15 protein-coding genes are annotated in these 17634 nt (G+C 70.2%); 8 read left to right on the forward strand and 7 right to left on the reverse strand.

What is annotated here, in order from left to right:
- Positions 1 to 11 precede the first annotated feature (11 nt).
- The 4 genes from VZL07_RS39040 to VZL07_RS39055 all read left to right on the forward strand — a co-directional run bounded on the left by VZL07_RS39040 (position 12) and on the right by VZL07_RS39055 (position 6198).
- Positions 12 to 950 (forward strand): hypothetical protein, encoded by a 939-nt coding sequence (locus VZL07_RS39040; protein ID WP_426753085.1) that lies wholly within the window; start codon positions 12 to 14, stop codon positions 948 to 950.
- Positions 951 to 962: 12 nt separating this feature from the next.
- Positions 963 to 1898, forward strand: coding sequence for an AAA family ATPase (locus tag VZL07_RS39045; RefSeq protein ID WP_426753087.1), 936 nt, complete (start codon positions 963 to 965; stop codon positions 1896 to 1898).
- Positions 1895 to 3232 (forward strand): DUF58 domain-containing protein, encoded by a 1338-nt coding sequence (locus VZL07_RS39050; RefSeq protein ID WP_426753089.1) that lies wholly within the window; start codon positions 1895 to 1897, stop codon positions 3230 to 3232. Before VZL07_RS39045 ends, VZL07_RS39050 begins: the two co-directional genes overlap by 4 nt.
- A 200-nt stretch (positions 3233 to 3432) precedes the next feature.
- Positions 3433 to 6198 carry an SNF2-related protein gene (locus tag VZL07_RS39055; RefSeq protein ID WP_426753091.1) on the forward strand — a complete coding sequence of 922 codons (2766 nt, stop codon included), beginning with the start codon at positions 3433 to 3435 and terminating at the stop codon, positions 6196 to 6198.
- Here the strand turns inward: VZL07_RS39055 and VZL07_RS39060 are convergent.
- The 5 genes from VZL07_RS39060 to aspS form a co-directional block, all read right to left on the reverse strand.
- The gene (locus tag VZL07_RS39060) at positions 6180 to 6548 is read right to left on the reverse strand and encodes a Smr/MutS family protein (RefSeq protein WP_426753092.1); all 369 of its coding nucleotides are present in this window, start codon (positions 6546 to 6548) and stop codon (positions 6180 to 6182) included. The two genes, VZL07_RS39055 and VZL07_RS39060, sit on opposite strands and share 19 nt — an antisense overlap.
- On the reverse strand, positions 6511 to 6747 hold the full coding sequence (locus VZL07_RS39065) for a hypothetical protein (protein ID WP_426753094.1): 237 nt from the start codon (positions 6745 to 6747) through the stop codon (positions 6511 to 6513). Before VZL07_RS39065 ends, VZL07_RS39060 begins: the two co-directional genes overlap by 38 nt.
- 59 nt (positions 6748 to 6806) lie before the next feature.
- Positions 6807 to 7862, reverse strand: coding sequence for a DUF72 domain-containing protein (locus VZL07_RS39070; protein WP_426753096.1), 1056 nt, complete (start codon positions 7860 to 7862; stop codon positions 6807 to 6809).
- Between the two features lie 168 nt (positions 7863 to 8030).
- Positions 8031 to 8954 carry a diacylglycerol/lipid kinase family protein gene (locus VZL07_RS39075; RefSeq protein ID WP_426753097.1) on the reverse strand — a complete coding sequence of 308 codons (924 nt, stop codon included), beginning with the start codon at positions 8952 to 8954 and terminating at the stop codon, positions 8031 to 8033.
- Positions 8955 to 9107: 153 nt separating this feature from the next.
- Complete coding sequence (gene aspS / locus VZL07_RS39080) at positions 9108 to 10928, reverse strand: aspartate--tRNA ligase (RefSeq protein ID WP_426753099.1); 1821 nt, start codon at positions 10926 to 10928, stop codon at positions 9108 to 9110.
- Positions 10929 to 11295: 367 nt separating this feature from the next.
- On the opposite strand from aspS, the gene VZL07_RS39085 reads away from it, so the two are divergent.
- The 3 genes from VZL07_RS39085 to VZL07_RS39095 all read left to right on the forward strand — a co-directional run bounded on the left by VZL07_RS39085 (position 11296) and on the right by VZL07_RS39095 (position 13776).
- Complete coding sequence (locus tag VZL07_RS39085; protein ID WP_426753101.1) at positions 11296 to 12585, forward strand: hypothetical protein; 1290 nt, start codon at positions 11296 to 11298, stop codon at positions 12583 to 12585.
- Positions 12586 to 12602: 17 nt separating this feature from the next.
- The gene (locus VZL07_RS39090; protein ID WP_426757462.1) at positions 12603 to 13364 is read left to right on the forward strand and encodes a hypothetical protein; all 762 of its coding nucleotides are present in this window, start codon (positions 12603 to 12605) and stop codon (positions 13362 to 13364) included.
- 184 nt (positions 13365 to 13548) lie between these two features.
- Positions 13549 to 13776, forward strand: coding sequence for a YHS domain-containing protein (locus VZL07_RS39095; protein WP_141593627.1), 228 nt, complete (start codon positions 13549 to 13551; stop codon positions 13774 to 13776).
- 9 nt (positions 13777 to 13785) lie between these two features.
- Here the strand turns inward: VZL07_RS39095 and recJ are convergent, their stop codons facing one another.
- Positions 13786 to 15498: a single-stranded-DNA-specific exonuclease RecJ gene (gene recJ / locus VZL07_RS39100; protein ID WP_426753103.1), complete on the reverse strand. Its 1713-nt coding sequence runs from the start codon at positions 15496 to 15498 to the stop codon at positions 13786 to 13788.
- A gap of 227 nt (positions 15499 to 15725) precedes the next feature.
- Between recJ and VZL07_RS39105 the strand changes: the two genes are divergently transcribed.
- The gene (locus VZL07_RS39105) at positions 15726 to 16331 is read left to right on the forward strand and encodes a hypothetical protein (RefSeq protein ID WP_426753105.1); all 606 of its coding nucleotides are present in this window, start codon (positions 15726 to 15728) and stop codon (positions 16329 to 16331) included.
- Positions 16332 to 16443: 112 nt separating this feature from the next.
- Here the strand turns inward: VZL07_RS39105 and secF are convergent, their stop codons facing one another.
- Positions 16444 to 17625: a protein translocase subunit SecF gene (gene secF / locus VZL07_RS39110; RefSeq protein WP_426753106.1), complete on the reverse strand. Its 1182-nt coding sequence runs from the start codon at positions 17623 to 17625 to the stop codon at positions 16444 to 16446.
- Positions 17626 to 17634: the final 9 nt, after the last annotated feature.

Here is a 17634-nt window from a genome sequence, read left to right on the forward strand (position 1 = left end):
GTTTGACACGCGTGGCCCCGCGCTCCGAAGATGGGCGCTGGTTTCTCTCCGCGGGAGCGCTGGTCCTGAACTGCCCTGGCTGCGGCTCGAAGGTAGCCGCCAACACGTCCATCTGTCCCGACTGCGACTACATCATCGATGGCTCGTTCCTCTCCGGTGGGCCATCCGCGGACGCACCCGAAGAGTCCACGGACGCCGCGGAGGATCCCCGGAGGGTCGCCAAGCCTGCCCCGCGGCGCCCCCGGCCGGCGCCGGGCCGCTCCGGAAGCCGTCCAGCAGCGGCCGCTCCGCCGAATGCGGACGCCACCAACATCCGGAGCATGGACGAGGTCGTCCGCAGCGCCCCCCAGCAGCGCGCCGCCCGCTCCGGGGCCGCGCGTCCCGCCCCGCGCAAGGCCCCCGCGCCTGCGCCGGAGCCCGTCTCCTCGGCGGACCCGTGGAACCGCTCGGACGACCTGGAGGAGAGCAGCGGCGGCGTGGCCGACCCCGACGAGCTCATCCGTGACGCGAAGGAGCTGTTCAGCCAACTCCACGGGGGCGACAAGGTGGCGTTCTGGGGTTCGGCCCTGGTGCTGCTGTCGTGCTTCCTGCCGTGGAAGGAGACGGCGGTGGACGGCGACGTGCTCGGGCTGATGAGCCTGGGCGCTGTCGCGTTCGTGCTGTCCATCGGCATGATGACGGCCGTCACGATTCGCGTGAAGGGCTCGCTGCCGAACGTGAATCCCGTCGTGCCGTGGATGGGTCAGCTCATCGCCAGCATCGTGTGCCTCATCTGGTGCGGCATCTACATCAAGGTGTCGTCCGACACGACGATGGTGCCCACGCCCATCGGCAACTCGGAGATGATGAACTCGTCCCCGAGCTTCGGCGTCTACGTGGCCATCCTGGGCTCGCTCGCGGCGCTGGGCGGCACGCTGCTGGGTCTCAAGGGCCAGTCCGAGCACTACTGAGCACGTCCTCGCATGTCCGACGCCACCCCACTCTCCCGTCTCACCGCCGCGCTCGACGCGGCCGTCTTCGGCCAGCAGCGCGTGCTGGCGGACCTGGTGACGGCCTTCCTCGCGCGGGGCCACGTCCTCCTGGAGGGCGTGCCCGGCGTGGCCAAGACGCTCACCGCGCGCAGCATGGCCGGCGCGCTGGGCCTGCGCTTCACGCGCATCCAGTTCACCCCGGACCTGATGCCCGCGGACATCCTGGGCACCAACGTCTTCCAGCCCCAGGACAACGCGTTCCGCCTGGTGAAGGGGCCCATCTTCACGGAGGTGGTGGTCGCGGACGAAATCAACCGCACCCCGCCCAAGACGCAGGCCGCGCTCCTGGAGGCCATGGAGGAGCGGCAGGTCACCATCGACGGCGTGTCCCACGCGCTGCCGGCCCACTTCTTCGTCGTGGCCACGCAGAACCCGCTGGAGCTGGAGGGCACCTATCCGCTCCCCGAGGCCCAGCTGGACCGCTTCCTCATGCGCGTGCGCGTGGGCTACCCGGAAGCGGACGCGGAGACGACCATGCTCCGCGCCTTCCACCAGCGCGAGGGCAAGCCGGCCTCCACCCAGCAGGTGCTGGATGCGCCCACGCTGATGGAGCTGCAGGCGCGCGCCGCTCGCGTGTCGTGCGACGACTCCATCCTCCAGTACGTGGTGGCGCTCGTCCGGGAGACGCGCGTGAATCCGCGGGTGCGCCTGGGCGCCAGCCCGCGCTCGGCCCAGGCCCTGCTCGCGGCCGCCAAGGCCCGCGCCGCGCTGATGGGCACCGACTTCGTCACCCCGGATGACGTGAAGGCGGTGACGTTCAGCGTCCTCAACCACCGCCTGCTCCTCAAGGCAGAGGCCGAGGTGGAAGGCATCACCGCGGACGATGTGCTGAAGCAGACGCTCGAGCGGGTACGAGTGCCCCGGTGAGCGCCGGGCGCCCCGTCCCCACCGGCCTCGCCGTGGCGCTGCTGGCGGTGGGGCTCCTTCCCGCCGCGCTGGCGGTGGCCAGCCCCGCGTTCGGCTGGCTCGCGCTGGCGGCGGACGTGGCCGTGCTCACCCTCTGCGCGGTGGACTTCCTCCGGGCGCCCCGCGTGGAGGACGTGCGGGTGCGGCGGCGCGTGGAGCCCATCCTGTCCTCCGGCACCCGCAACCCGGTACACGTGGTGCTGGAGCGGGTGGACGCGGGCCCCAGCGCCCTGCACGTGGACGTCCGCGACGAGCCCCCGGTGGACATGGCCAGCAGCGGCCACCGCCAGTCCCTCACCGTGCCCGCGTCCGCGCCGTTCCACAGCGAGCTGACCTACTTCGTGACGCCGCCCTCGCGAGGCGATGCCCGCTTCGGAGACGTGCACCTGCGGCTGCTCGGGCCGCTGGGCCTGTGCGCGCGCCAGGTCCGCGTCCCCGCGGAGCAAGCCGTGAAGGTGTACCCGGACCTCACGGCGCTCACCCGCGAGGCGCTGGCGCTGGCGCGTGCCTCGGAGGCCCCCTCCGCGCGCACGCAGCGGCGCCGCGCCGCCGAGGGCCGGGAGTTCGAGTCGCTGCGCGAGTACCGCCCTGGCGACGACTACCGCCACATCGACTGGAAGGCGTCCGCGCGCCACGCCCACACGCTGGTGCGGACGTGGCAGCCGGAGCGCCACCAGCCGGTGTTGCTGCTGCTGGACTGTGGACGGCACATGGCGGGCCGCATCCAGGAGCGGCGCAAGCTGGACCACGCGGTGGACGCGGCGCTGCGGCTCGCCCGCGTGGGGCTGGAGGCCGGGGACGTGGTGGGCGTGCTGGCCTTCGCCAGCGGCGTGCGGGCCTACCTGCCGCCGCGCAAGGGCCGCGAGCACCTGCGCCTCATCACCGAGTCCCTCTACCGCACCGAGGCCGCGCTCGAGGAGAGCGACTACGGCCGTGCCTTCGACTTCGCGTTCGCCCGGCAGACGCGGCGGGCCCTCGTCGTGCTCTTCACGGACCTGGTGGACCCGGACGCCTCCGCCAGCCTCCTCACGCGCACGCTGGCGCTGCGCCCCCGGCACCTGCCCGTCGTCGCCTCGCTGCTCGACGAGGACGTGCAGGCCGCGGCGCAGGGCGTGCCCGTCGAGCCGCAGGACGCCTACGCGCGGCAGGCCGCGGCGCGGCTGGAGACCGAGTTCCGCCGCACCGCCACCACCCTGCGGGACGCGGGGGCGCTCGTCGTCCGGGCCCCCGCGCGGGCCTTCGGCGCCGCCACGCTCAATGCCTACCTGGACGTGAAGGCGCGCGGACAACTCTGAGCCTCTGCGTCAAGTCCAGCGGAAAGTTTGTACGCAGTGTGCAGGCCCCCTGTTTCGGCGCCGCTCGCGAAGAAGCGTGCCAAACGCGCGGAGGCCGAGTTTTCGGCCTCGGACACGACCCCCTTTACAGATAGGCCCGCGTCAACAAAATGGCCCGTCCTCGCCCGCCGTGACGGTGGGCGACCTCGAAAACACCACGGATGGAGACGGTCTTGGCGGAGGTCGCGAGGGGATTCAGGGTGGAGGTCGAGGCGGACGCTACGGCGGCCGTGGCGGCACGGATGGAGTCCAACGCCGCGGCGGCGACGCCCGAGTTGACGCCCTTCCACGAGCGGCTGCTGGCCGAGGAGCTGCTGGCCCGCAGTGGAGACACGCAGCAACGGTTGGCAGGCGCGCTGTCGGAAGCGAAGGTGGACCTCAACCCGCACCAGGTCGAGGGCGCCATGTTCGCGCTCGACTCGCTGTCGCGCGGCGGCTGCATGCTGGGCGACGAGGTGGGCCTGGGGAAGACCATCGAGGCAGGGCTCGTCATCGCCCAGCTGATGGCCGAGGGGAAGTCGCGCATCCTCATCATGGCGCCCGCCACGCTGCGCGCGCAGTGGAACAGCGAGCTGCGGGAGAAGTTCGACCTGGACAGCGTCATGGTGGACGGCCGCACCGTGCGCGCCACCGGCAACTGCTTCGACCAGCCCTTCCCCGTCATCTGCTCGCACCCCTTCGCGGCCAACAAGGCGCACCTGGCGGCGGAGATTCCCTGGGACCTCATCGTCATCGACGAAGCCCACCGCCTGCGCAACGCGCACCGGCCCAACAACAAGATGGGCCAGGCGCTGAAGGCGGCCCTGGCCGGCAAGCCCAAGCTGCTGCTCACCGCCACCCCGCTCCAGAACGACCTGATGGAGCTGTTTGGCCTGATGTCGCTGCTGGACGAGCAGATCCTCGGGCCCGAGCACGCCTTCCGCAGCCGCTACCGGGTGGACGAGGCCGGCGGCATGCCCGAAGCCGCCGCCATCGAGCTGAAGGAGCGGCTGGCCCCCGTGGTGCAGCGCACCCTGCGCCGGCAGGTGCGCGAGTACGTCCGCTACACCAACCGCCGCTCCATCGTGGAGGACTTCACCCCCTCCCCCGAGGAGCACGACCTCTACGAGAAGGTCAGCGAGTACCTCCAGCGCTCCGAGGTGGCGGCGATCGAGCCCGGCAAGAAGACGCTGCTGACGCTCTGCTACCGCAAGCTGCTGGCGTCCTCCACCTACGCCATCGCCCCCACCCTGCGCCGGCTGTCGGACAACCTGGAGAAGCGACTCCAGGCGGCGAAGCTGGGCCAGCAGGCCCTGGCGATGTTCGAGCCCGAGGAGGCCAAGCAGTACGTCGAGGAGGGCGAGGAGTGGTCGGATGATCCGGCCAAGGCGCCCAACATCCGCGTCCTGGAGCAGGAGGTCTGGGAGCTGCGCCAGTACGCGGACCTGGCGGACTCCATCAAGGTCAACGCCAAGGGCGAGGCGCTCAAGCGCGGCCTGGACCGCACCTTCGCGGTGATGAAGTCGCACGGGTGGCCGGTGAAGGCGCTCATCTTCACCGAGTCCAAGCGCACGCAGCAGTACCTCTTCAACCTGCTGTCGGAGAGCGGCTACCAGGGGAAGATTTCGCTGCTGTCCGGCGACGCGAGCACGCCCGAGGACCGGCGCGCGCTGGTGGAGGAGTTCCGCAACCGCACCCAGATTCTCATCTGCACCGAGGCGGGCGCCGAAGGCCTCAACCTCCAGTTCTGCAACCTGGTGGTGAACTACGACCTGCCCTGGAACCCGCAGCGCGTGGAGCAGCGCATCGGCCGCTGCCACCGCTACGGCCAGCAGCGGGACGTGCTGGTCATCAACTTCCTCAACCGGAGCAACGCGGCGGACGCCCGCCTCTTCGAGCTGCTGGAGAAGAAGCTGAACCTCTTCGACGGCGTGTTCGGCGCGTCCGACGAAATCCTGGGCGCGCTGGAGAGCGGCGTCGACTTCGAGCGGCGCGTGCTGGACATCTACCAGTCCTGCCGCAAGCCGGAGGACATCAACGCCGCCTTCGACAAGCTGCGCGAGGAGCTGGAGGGCCGCATCAACCAGCGCATGACGCAGATGCGCTCGGTGGTGCTGGAGCGCTTCGACGGCGACGTGCGCCGGCGGCTGCGCGGGCAGAACGAGCAGACGAAGGAGGTGCTCGCCAAGCGCCAGCAGGAGGCGCGCGCGCTCACCGCCTCCGTGCTGGGCAGCCGCACCGCGGGACGCCTGGAGGTGGCCAAGGCCGCCTACGCCGTCAAGGAGCGCACCCAGGACGCGGTGAGCTATCTGCAGCTGGACGCGTCCGGGCTGCCGTCGCGCCTGGCCCGCCTGGCCGGCAGCGAGGGCTGGTGGTTCGCCTACAAGTTCGAGACGACGGGCCTCAAGCCGGAGGAGAAGCTGGCGCACCTCGTCCTCGTGCGCGACCGGGACGGCGGCTTCCGGGCGCTGCCCCTGGCGGACGGGGCGCACTTCGTGAAGCTGGCGGCGAAGCCGGAGCGGCGGCGTCAGCCCGCCCCGGTGTCCGTGCAGCTCATGCAGGAGCAGGCGCTGATGGCGGCGAAGGACGAAATCGTCCGGGCCGCGGAGCGTCGCAATGCCCTGGAGCTGGACAAGGCCAAGGAGCGCGCGGACCGCTACGTCGAGGACTGCCTCATGGAGTCGCGCGAAGCGGTGGAGGCGGCGCGGCAGACGTGGATTGAAGCCCGCAAGCAGGTGGGCCTGGCCGAGGACATCGCCGAAAAGGCGAAGGCCCGCGCGCACTCGGACCGGATGGAGCGCGAGTACCGCCGCAGGCTGTCCTCGCTCCGCAACGAGGAGGAGAAGCGCTACGCCGCCAAGGACCGGCAGCTCGCGGAGCTGGCCAACAAGGCGAAGGTGACGGAGAAGCGCTCCCTCATCGCCTCCGCCTACTTCTGGCTGTCGTAGTCCGCGGGGCGCAGACGCACCCACGTCGCGCCCCAGCCACCGTCCCCCTCGCCCGCGGCGCGGAACGACTCCACCTCCGGAAGCCTGGGGAGCAGTGACTGCACGGTGCGCCGCAGCGCGCCCGTGCCCTTGCCGTGGATGATGCGCACGTCCAGCACGCCCTTCTGACGGCAGGCCCAGAGGTACTCGACGACGAGGTCCTTCACCTCGCTCGGGTGGAAGAGGTGCAGGTCCAGGTTCCCGTCGATGGGAATTTCTACAGCCTCGTCCTCCGACGGAGGCGGCTCCGGCCCCTCGGGCGGAAGCGGCGGCTCACTGGCGCTGAGGCTGGGCAGGCGCTTTCGGCCCACGCTCCCACTCCTCCCGCTCCTTCGCCGCCTGAAGGCGGCGGCGCTCACGAGCGGCCTTGAACCGCTCCGTCAGCGAGGTGACCTCACTCTTCAGCGCGGAGAAGTTCTCGGACACGCTGCCGGGGTCACCAGGCGCTCGCACGGCCGCCTGCCCGCCGGCACCTCCCGCGGACATCAACTGGACCAGCAGTGCTGCCATCGAAATGGCTGTCATGGCCGCACAGGTAAGCAAGACTCGTGCACAGAGGCAAGGGGGGCTCAGGAGGAAGCGGCCTGGCGCTCGGCCTCTTCCTTCCTGCCCAGCACGATGCGCTCCGCCAGCTTGACGGCGGAAAGGGGCGCGCTGCCCTCGGCCTTGTTGTTGATGGTGATGAACGCGGGCTTGTCCCGGCGGAGCGCCGCCAGGCACACCCGGGCGAGCACGTCCCGCGTGGGCACGTCCTCGTCCACCAGCTGGTTGAACGGGGCGTAGCGCGCGCGGGCCTCCTCGTAGCCCAGGTCCGGCGGCAGCATCCACCGCACCACCAGCGCGCGGGACTCGAAGGCGCGGGTGAGCCTCGCCTGACGCCCCACGGGCGGCATGTGCGCCCACGCCGCCAGCACCGGGACGACGCCCACGTCGGCCAGCGCCTGGGCGAGCCCCTCTGTCAGCAACTCCTCGTTGCGCAGCTCCACCGCGTACAGGGGCCCCTTGGGCAGCGCGGTGAAGAAGGCGTGCAGCCGCTCCACGAAGCGCGCGGGCCCGCCGAGCGCCTGCGGGTCCTGCGGCGGGAACTGGAACACCAGCGGGCCAGCCTTCTCGCCCAGGCCCTCCACGAAGGGGGCCACCACCGCGTCCGTCGCGTAGGCCGCGTGGAGGAAGCGCTCATTGGCCTGCCCCCGCTGTGCGCCATAGCGCTCGTGGAGCGGGAAGCGCGCCAGCGTGCACACCTCGTGGGCCTTCACCAGGAAGCGGAACGTGTCCGGCACCTGCGTGGCGTACTCGGCGAAGGCGCTGGCGGAGATGGGGCCGTAGAAGGTCCGGTCGATGCCCACCGTGCGCAGCACCGGGTGGTGCGCGTACGCGGCCAGCCCCTCGCGCGCCAGCTGCGACGCGGCGGCCTCATGGTCGTAGACGATGCCGGCCCAGCCCGGGAAGGTCCACGAGGAGGTGCCCAGGAAGATGCCCGTCGGCAGCTCCCGGCCCAGGGTGGCCAACGCATCGGACACCGCCGCCGGCCCCACCGGCTGCGCGCCCTTGCGCGCCTTGGCGGGAGGCGCCACCGCGGCGCCGGTGAAGAGGTCGAGCTGTGCAGGGCCTCGCTCCTGAGGCATGGCGCGTCTCCTGGGCCAGAAGGCACCGCGGGCACGGTGCCGTGCGTCCAGCACAGGTAACGCCGGACGCCACCGGATGCAGGAGGTTGCCCCAGTCCAGCCCCACTTCCCAAGTGCCATGTCGCCCAGCATGCAGCCGGGCGACACTTCGCGGCCCCAGCGGCGCCGCTACACCTTGAGGCGGATGGCCCCCGGCAGCAGCGTCATGGTGCACGGGAGCCGGCCCGGCGTCTCACCGTCCACGTCCAGGAACACGTCGCCGCCCTCCACGGGCTCGGCGCGCAGGGTGCGGCAGCGCAGCCGGCGCGTGCCCTTCCAGTTCACGTGCGAGCCGTTGTAGACGCCCTTCGACTTGAGGACGAAGTCGCTCAGGCCGTAGCCGGACCAGATGGTGACGTCGAAGAGCCCGTCATGGGTGACGGCGTCCGGCGCGACGAACATGCCGCTGCCGAAGTAACGGCCGTTCGCCACCGCCACCGCGGTGACGCCCACCACCTCTTCCGGGCCGCCGTCCACCGACAGCCGCACCTGCCGCTCGCTGTACTTCACCAGGCCCTTCAGCGTGCCCCACATGAAGCTCAGGTGACCGCCCATGGCCTTGCTGCTGCGGTTGACCTCCTGGGCCACCACCGCGCTCACGCCGAACGAGGCGATGTTGGCGAAGTAGCGCGTGGCGGGCTGGCCGTCGTTGTCCACGAAGTCCAGCCGGCCCACGTCGAAGGGCTCCGTCGCGTCCGAGCGCAGCCGCTCCAGCGAGGACGCCAGCTCCAGATCCCACCCGAAGGTCCGCCGGAAGTCGCCGCCCGTCCCGCGGGGAATCAGCCCCAGCGCCGCGTTCGGGTTGAGCGCCTGGCCGTCCTCGAAGAAGCCGTTGGTGACCTCGTTGAGCGTGCCGTCTCCGCCCACCGCGACGATGCACTCGTAGCCATCCCGCAGCGCCTGGCGGGTGATGCGCGCCGCGTCCATCCCGCCCTGGGTGAAGCCGTGGCCGAAGTCCCCCAGCGCCTTGCCCACCTGCGCGGAGATTTCGGCCCAGCGCTTTCCCGTCTGGCCATTGGCGCTGCGCGGATTGACCACGAGGAACGTCTTCATCTGGCCCTACCCCTCCCTGTGCCCTCCCTGTTTACGCGGTTGCGCGCTGGCACTCCACTCCGCGCCCTCGCGCAGGGCACGGCGGGACCGCTGCCACCCCGCGTCAAAAGGGGTGGCGCGGCGGCGCGCGGGTGAGGGCTCGCGCCCGACGGACTAGGCCTTCTGCGGCACGGGCACCGGCCGCACGTGGACCTCACGCAGCTGCCGGTCATCCACGTCGCCCGGAGCGCCCGTCATCAGGTCCGTGCCCGTCTTCGACTTCGGGAACGGAATCACGTCGCGCAGGGACTCGGCGCCCGTCAGGAGCATCGCCAGCCGGTCCATGCCCAGCGCGATGCCGCCGTGCGGCGGAGCGCCGAACTTCAGCGCGTCCAGCAGGAAGCCGAACTTGGTGCGGGCGTCCTCGTCGCTGATGCCCAGCGCCTTGAACACCTCCGCCTGCACCTTCGGGTCATGCAGGCGGATGGAGCCGCCGCCAATCTCGAAGCCGTTGAGCACCACGTCGTAGCGGTGGCACTTCACCCGGCCCGGGTCCGTGAGCAGGTAGGCCACGTCCTCGTCGTGCGGCCGCGTGAAGGCGTGGTGCGCCGCCGCCCAGGTGTTCGTCTCGTCGTCGAACTCGAACAGCGGCGGGTTCACCACCCACAGGAACTTCCACTGGCCGCCGCTGCCGTACTCCGGAATCAGGCCCAGCTTCTTGGCCACGTGCACGCGCAGGTTGGCCATCACCGTGTGGACCAGCGACTCCTTGCCGAACTGGAACAGGATGAGGTCGCCCGTCTTCGCGCCCACGGTCTGGTTGATGGCCTGACGCAGCGCCGGGCTGATCGTCTTCGACAGCGGCGACTGCGTCCACTCGCCCCCGTCGGCCACCTTCGCGCGGGCCAGGCCCTTGGCGCCCGCCTGCTTGGCGAACTCCTCCAGCTTGTCGCTCTCCGCGCGGCTCAGCGCCTTGTCCGCGGGGATGACCATGGCCTTGACGATGCCCTTGTTCTGCACCGCCTCCCACATCATCGGCACGCCGCCGGACTCGCCGTGCTCGCGAACCAGGTCGGTGAGCACCACGTGCTCCAGCCCGAAGCGCAGGTCCGGCTTGTCGTTGCCGTACTTCGCCATGGACTCGTAGAAGTCCATGCGCATGAACGGCGTGGGGATGTCGATGCCCAGCACCTCGCCCCACAGCTTCTTCAGCAGGCCCTCGATCATGGTGAAGATGTCGTCCTGCTGGACGAAGCTCATCTCCACGTCGATCTGGGTGAACTCCGGCTGCCGGTCCAGGCGCAGGTCCTCGTCGCGGAAGCACTTCACGATCTGGAAGTACCGGTCGAAGCCCGCCACCATGAACAACTGCTTGTAGAGCTGCGGGCTCTCCGCCAGCGCGTAGAACTTGCCAGGGTTGAGGCGGCTGGGGACCAGGAAGTTGCGCGCGCCGCCCGGCGTGTACTTGCCCATGAAGGGCGTCTCGAGCTCCAGGAACCCGTTCTCCACCATGTACGAGCGCGTGAGCGCGTTCATCTTCGAGCGCGTCATCAGCGAGCGCTGCAGCGGCGCGCGGCGCAGGTCCAGGAAGCGGTGGGCCAGGCGCTTCTCCTCCGACGTGTCGATGCTCTCCTCGATGGGGAACGGCGTCGGCTCGGAGCGATTGAAGATGGTGAGGTCGCTCGCCCGGACCTCGATTTCACCCGTCTTCATCTTCGGGTTCACGTTCTTCCCGCGCGAGACGACCTTGCCGCGCACGCCCACGCAGAACTCCAGGCGGAGGCTGCCCGCCAGCGCGTGCGCTTCCGCGTGGTCCGGCTCGAACACCACCTGCGTGAGCCCGTCCCGATCTCGCAGGTCGATGAACACGGCGCCGCCGTGGTCCCGGCGGTTGTGCACCCAGCCGAAGAGGACGACTTCCTCGCCGACGTTGGCCGCGGTGAGCTGACCGCAAGTGTGGGTACGCTTGACCTCGGAGATGAACGGGACTGCCATGGACACCGCCTGCTGGATTCGAAGGGGGAAGAGGCGAGGCACCATAGAGATCGTGGAAACGACGCGTCAAGGAATCCGAGCGCCTGGCCCGTGGCTCAAACCGTCGGATTCAGGGCGGATTCGCCTCACCTGGCAGGCCTGCGCGGCGGGGACGCAGCTCCCGGCCGTCCCCCCGTGCAAGGGGATTTCCTCGCCGCGCCCCACCCCATCTGGCGGGCCGGATGGGCCCGCGTCCTCCTCGCGCTCGCCCGCGCCCTGATGGCCGCACCGGCCCGGGCGGGGAAGAGGGACGTCACCGCCGCCGGCTCCAGGCGGATGACCATCGGGAGGCATACACGTTCCGAGCGGTCCGGAGTAAAACGACGCCATGCTCCGAACAGTCATCGCCGCGACCGCCGCGCTGGGACTGGCCGCCGGCTGTGCGCCCGATTCGACCGCGCCCGTCAAGGTCAGTGCCCTGGTGCTCTCCAGCAATGGCCAGTACGTCCCCCAGGAGGTGGAGCTGAAGACCATCTCCGACATCGTCGGCCTCAAGGGCACGGTGGCCGACATCCAGGGAGGCGCCCGCATCGTCGTCGACTCCCAGGACCCGGACCTGAACAACGCCGACTCGCCGGAGGCCTATGCCAACGCCCTGCTGAAGAGCCGGGGCCGCGACGTCAGCGCCAGCTACATCTCCCAGGACGGCGTCCTCTGGCCGGCGGACTTCCACACCTGGAACATGGTGACGGCGTACTACAGCATGGAGCGCGCCTACGACTACTTCCGCGAGGTGGGCAACCTCTCCGCGGCGGACTTCAAGGACCCCGTCACCACCTACTACTTCCCGGAGTTCGTGCTCGCCGACGTGGACAAGGACCCGCTGACCGACAACGCCATGTACTTCTCCGTGCTGGAGTCGTTCCTGGTGCTGCCCTTCGACCAGCTCCAGCGCGCGCCCCTGGCCATCAACGCCGGCGTCATCGCCCACGAGTACGCGCACCGCGTCTTCAACCTGAAGGCCTACGGCGGCCAGCAGTTCCCGGAGGCGCTCACGCTCTGGCAGTCCGCCGGCGCCAGCCCGGGGGCCAACATCCTCAAGTCCTTCGACGAGGGGCTCGCGGACTACCACGCCTACGGCACCACCTGTCAGACGACGCAAGGGGGCAAGGGCTGTGACACGCGCTTCTTCTCCACGTCCTTCCACGGCAACACCTTCGGCCAGATCACCGACGACCGGGACCTCGCCCGCGCGGACCGCTGCATGGACCTGTCGCTGCTGAGCCAGCTCTACAACCAGAACCTGAGCGCGTTCAGCGGCAACGAGTACCGCGTGGGCACCCTGCTCGCGAGCGCCCTCTACCAGGCCGGCGAGGCCACCGGTCAGCGCGACGTGCTGCTGCGCGCCATCGTCGCCGCGTACAACGACGAGAGCACCACCACGCCCGGCCTCTACCAGCTGGCGCGGGCCACCCTCGCCGACCAGTCCCGCTTCACCCTGTCCGTGGCCGCCAGCGCCATCATCACCCACATCACCGACCTTCGCCTGAAGGAAGCCGTCTGCAACGAGCTGATGGACCACCTCCAGATTCCGCGCGAGGAGCTCGTCGGTAACGACCCCAACATGTGCCCGCCCAGCGCTGTGGGTGGTACCACCTGCCCCCGCCTGGACCTGTGAGCATGAAGACTGCTTCCCTGAAGACGTGGCTGTTGCGTTGCGCCCTGGGCAGCCTCGCCCTGTCCGCCCCCGCCCTCGCCCAGGACGAAGGGGACGACCCCTACGCCTATCCGGACGACGCGCCCTCCTACGACGCCGCGGAGTCGTATGACGGCATCCGCCCCAAGGTGGACCAGACGGACGACTTCCGCCGCGTGTCCGAACAGGAGGGTGACGACGGCGAGGACGACTTCGAGACGCTCTCCAGCCTCGATGACCCGAACCTCGGCGTGGCCATGGAGTTCATCTCCGGCGCCCTCTTCTTGGACAGCCCTCGCGGCCGCGCCGCCGACACGCGCCTGGGGCTGGGCGTGCGCGCCACCTGGGAGTACGGCCGCATCCTCGACAACGAGTCGCTGCGCGAGGCCCTCTGGGCCGACCTGCGCTGGACCTACGGCGGCACCAGCGACGGCACCGAGTTCCTCCAGGGCAAGACGAACATCCACTACTTCACCATCGCGCCCGCCTACGAGCTGAAGCTCGGCAAGTCGGACTTCGGCTTCTTCGGCCAGCTCGGCGGTGGCATCGCATACCAGGCCTCCTCCATCACCATCGACACGGTGGAGACCAAGGTCAGCGGCATCAAGCCGCTGTTCCAGTACGGCGTGGGCTTCCGGGGCCGGCCCCGGATTACCTCCTCGGGCAACCTCCGCCTCGCCTTCCGCGTGGAGGCCATGGGCTTCCGCCGCGGCTACCACAACGACTTCTTCCTCGGCGGCAGCCTCGGCACCGCCTTCTGAAGTCGCCTTCGCGCGCCGCCCGCCCCGCACGCGGTGGCGAGCGGCCATGAAGATTTTTCCACCGCAGCCCCGCCCTGCCTGCGCCCTCTCCTTGCGACTTCAAGGAGTTGGCGCTGGCACGCGTCGTGCTCCAGTTTTCAACGGGTCGGGAACGTGGGTTCCCCTGGGGGCTGGGAGGCGAGCGATGAAGAACGCGCAGGGACAGGGACAACACTTGGACCCCGTTTGTGGGAAGGCCTTGGACACACCCGAGGGCCGCCCCACTGCCGAGTACAAGAAGCGCCGGTACTTCTTCTGCTCGGAGCGGTGCCGCCACGCCTTCGAGCGGCAGGCGGAGCGCTTCCGCTTCAACGAGCTGGCCCGCGTCGGCGCGCTGATGACGCCGGGCCGCGTCCGCTGGGGCATTGCCTGAGCGGCGGCCTCACGCGGCCGCGCGCACATCCTTGAGCCGCAGCGACAGCTTGCGCTGGCCTCGGAAGGTGTCGAAGCCGGCCTGGAAGGCCAGGTCCACGGGCCCCTCCACCAGCGGAGCCCGGTCCGCCATGTTGAAGCCGATGGCGTCCAGCTCGGGCGCGTCCGCCAGGGCCAGCTTCAGGTGGCCGCTGCCGGTGCCGGACTTGGGCGGGAGCACCCGCGGGCGAGCCACCTGCCGGCGCAGCACCAGCACCGGCTCCGGGTTGCCCTGGCCGAAGGGCCCCAGCCGCTGGAGGGACTCCACGGCGTCGGCGTCCAGCTCGTTGGGATTCACCACCGCGTCCACGCGGCAGCGGGGGATGAGGTCCTCCGGCGACAGGCGCTGGGCGGCAATCTTCTCGAAGGCCTCCCGGAAGGCCGGCAGGCGCTCCGCGTCGATGGTGAGCCCCGCGGCGTGCTTGTGGCCGCCGAAGCGCGTCAGCAGCTCCGCGCAGCCGCTGAGCGCGTCGTGGAGGTGGAAGGCCTCGATGCTGCGCGCCGAGCCCTTCCCCACGCCGTCCTTCACGCCCACCATCACCGTGGGCCGGTAGAAGCGCTCCACCACGCGCGAGGCCACGATGCCGATGACGCCCGGGTGCCAGCCCTCGTCGAAGAGCACGAGACCGCGCGCGTCCTTCAGCGACGCCGCCTGGGCCAGCGCCTGCGTGAGGATGCTGCTCTCGATGCTCTGGCGCTCCGCGTTGGCCCGGTCCAGCACCGCCGCCAGCGAGCGCGCCGTCTCCGGCGACTCCGAGCACAGGAGCTGCAGCCCCAGCGATGCGTCATGCAGCCGGCCCGCGGCGTTGATGCGAGGCCCCAGGCGGAAGCCCACCTGCCCCGCGGTGACGGACGCGTCCGGGTCCATGCCCGCCACTTCCTTCAGGGCCCGCACGCCCGGACGGCGGCCCGCGCTCAGCTCCTGGAGGCCATGGGACACGAGGATGCGGTTGGCCCCCGTGAGCGGCACCACGTCCGCCACGGTGGCCAGCGCCACCAGGTCCATCATCGTCCGGAGGTTGGGCTCCTTCCGCTGGGCGAAGAAGCCCTCGTCGCGCAGGCGCTTGCGCAGGCCCATGCAGAAGTTGAAGGCCACGCCCGCGGCGCACAGGGCCTTCGTGGGGTACTCACAACCGGGCTGGTGTGGATTCAGCACCGCCACCGCGGGCGGCAGCGTGGGCGGCACGGTGTGGTGGTCCACCACCAGCACGTCCAACCCCAGCTCCTTCGCGCGGGTGATCTCCGCCACCGAGGTGATGCCGCAGTCGAGCGTCACCAGCACCCGCGTGCCGTCCGCGGCGATGCGCTCCACCGCACCCACGTTGAGGCCGTAGCCCTCGTCCAGCCGGTGGGGGATGTATGTCGCGGGCGGGACGCCCAGCTCCTTGAGGAAGAGATACAGCAGCGACGTGGAGCAGACGCCGTCCACGTCGTAGTCGCCGTAGAGCGTCACCTTCTCCCGCGCGCGAATCGCCCGCGTGAGCCGGTCCACCGCCGCCGGCATGCCCTTCATCCGGAACGGGTCCGGCAGGTCCGCCAGCCGGTCGGAGAGGAACGCCGACGCGGACTCGGGCGTGCGGTAGCCGCGGTGCAGGAGTACCCGCGCCGCGAGCGGATGGAGCGACAGCTCCCCGGCCAGGGACGCCACGTCCTGCTCGACCACATCTGGAAGCAACCACCGCACGCTCGACACCCCTCCTCGCCTTCTCCCAGCGGGAGTTGGCGGGGTGAATTGGCTACGGAGGCGACAGTACCTCAGACGTCTGACCAGGACAGTCCAACCTTGAGCCCGACACTTCCCCTCCTGCACGGGCGTTCAGGCGAGCGCACGCACGGTGGCGTGCTGCTTCACGCACGGTCGGTCGCCCGTGTGCAGTTTCTGACGCACACCCGATGACAGAGAGGTCGAGCATGCAAGCACGAGGCATCCGGGCCGCCACGCTGGCCCTGGTATTCGCCGCGCTGGGCACCGCGGGCACGGCCGCCGCGCAGGAGCGGCGCGAAGGTAAACGCGGCGACCTGAATGTGTTCCTCCGCGGCGGCGTGGGCGACTACACCGGAGACCTGGGCGACCTGACGAGCACGGGCCCGGCCTGGGGCGTGACGCTCAACGTGCAGCCCACCACCTTCCTCGGCTTCGAGCTGGGCTACGAGGGCTCGCGCAACGGCATCACCGACAGCCGCCTGCTGGACACGCCCTCGCTCGTCCGCCAGGGCGGCAGCGCGCTGGTGAAGGTGTCTCCGCCCTTCCTCACCGCCATTCGTCCCTTCGTGGGGGCGGGGCTTGGCGTCACCTACGTGGACGTGCGCGGCGGCGTGCTGGACGACCTCTACCAGTCGGACACCGTCCCGGAGGTGCCGCTCGCCGCGGGGGTGGAGTTCAACCGCGGCGCCCTCACCGCGGGCATCCGTACCACGTACCGCGTCCTCCTGAGCGAGGGCTGGGCGGACGGCGCGGTGAACGACGCGGACGGTGGCCTGCTGGATGCCTCGCTCACGCTGGGCGCCCGCTTCTGATGCGGCCCGGAAACACCAAGGGCCCTGCTTCCCGCGAAGGAAGAGGGCCCTCGTGCGAGGCTTCGCGTGCGAGGCCTTCCTCAGCGGAAGGAAGGCCTCGGGCGCGACAGGCTCACGCCACCTTCGGGTGCTGCTGGTCGATGTTGCCACCCTCGCGCTGACGGGCGGCATCCCTCGCCGCGGCGCGCTCGTCCAGCCAGATGGTCAGCGGGCTCGCGATGTAGATGGTGGAGTACACGCCCACCACGATGCCGACGAGCATCGCCATGGCGAAGTCGAAGATCTCGCCCACGCCGAAGATGAGCAGGCCGATGAGCGACAGCGCCGTGGTGCTGGACGTGAGGATGGTGCGGCCCAGCGTGTCGTTGATGGCGATGTTGATGACCTCGGCGAAGGGCTTGCCCTTGAACTTGGCCATGTCCTCGCGGATGCGGTCGTAGATGACGATGGTGTCGTTCACCGAGTAGCCCACCACGGTCAGCAGCGCCGCGATGGCCGTCAGGTTGAACTCGCGCCGGCTCACCAGGTAGTAGCCGGCCACCATGATGACGTCATGGACCATGGCCACGAGCGCGCCTGGACCGAACTTGAAGTCGAAGCGGAACGCCACGTAGATGAGGATGGCGATCATCGAGTACAGCAGCGCCATGATGCCGCGGTTGCGCAGCTGCTTGCCCACCTGCGGACCCACGTAGTCCACGCGGCGCTGCTCGAAGTCCGGCTTCTCCAGCCCCTGGCCCAGCGCGGCGAACACCCGGTCCGCCATGCCGCTGGCCACCACCTGGTAGTCGTAGCCGGTGCCGCCCTGGGCCTCTCCGAGCTCACGCACCTCCTGCACGCCGATGCCCGAGCCCTCCACGGCCTTCTTGATGGAGTCGACCGGGATCTCCTGCGCCGCGCGGAAGCGGATGATGCCGTTGGGCAGGTCGGCGTACACGTTGCGCACGCCGCCCAGCGCCTCCAGCGCCGCCTTGCCCTTCGCGCCGCTCTCCTCGTTGAGCTGCGTGACGCCGCCCATGCGGAGCAGGAAGGTGTTCTCCTCGGTCGCGCCGATGTTCTGCACGCTGACGTCGGGCAGCCCACCCTTCTCCGCGCGCTCACGGACTTCCTGCGCGCTGATGGGGTGGTCGAACTTCAACTCGACCACCGTGCCGCCCGCGAAGTCCACGCCGAAGTTGAAACCGAAGGCGGCGATACCGACGATGATCGCCAGGTTCAGCACCGTCGACAGGAACAGCGCCGGCTTGCGCTTGCTGATGAAGTCGATGTTCGTCTTGTTCTTGAGAATCTGCATGACGGTTCC

Origin of the sequence: Pseudomyxococcus flavus, assembly GCF_050038885.1 — a bacterium.
Classification (GTDB): Bacteria; Myxococcota; Myxococcia; order Myxococcales; family Myxococcaceae; genus Myxococcus; species Myxococcus flavus.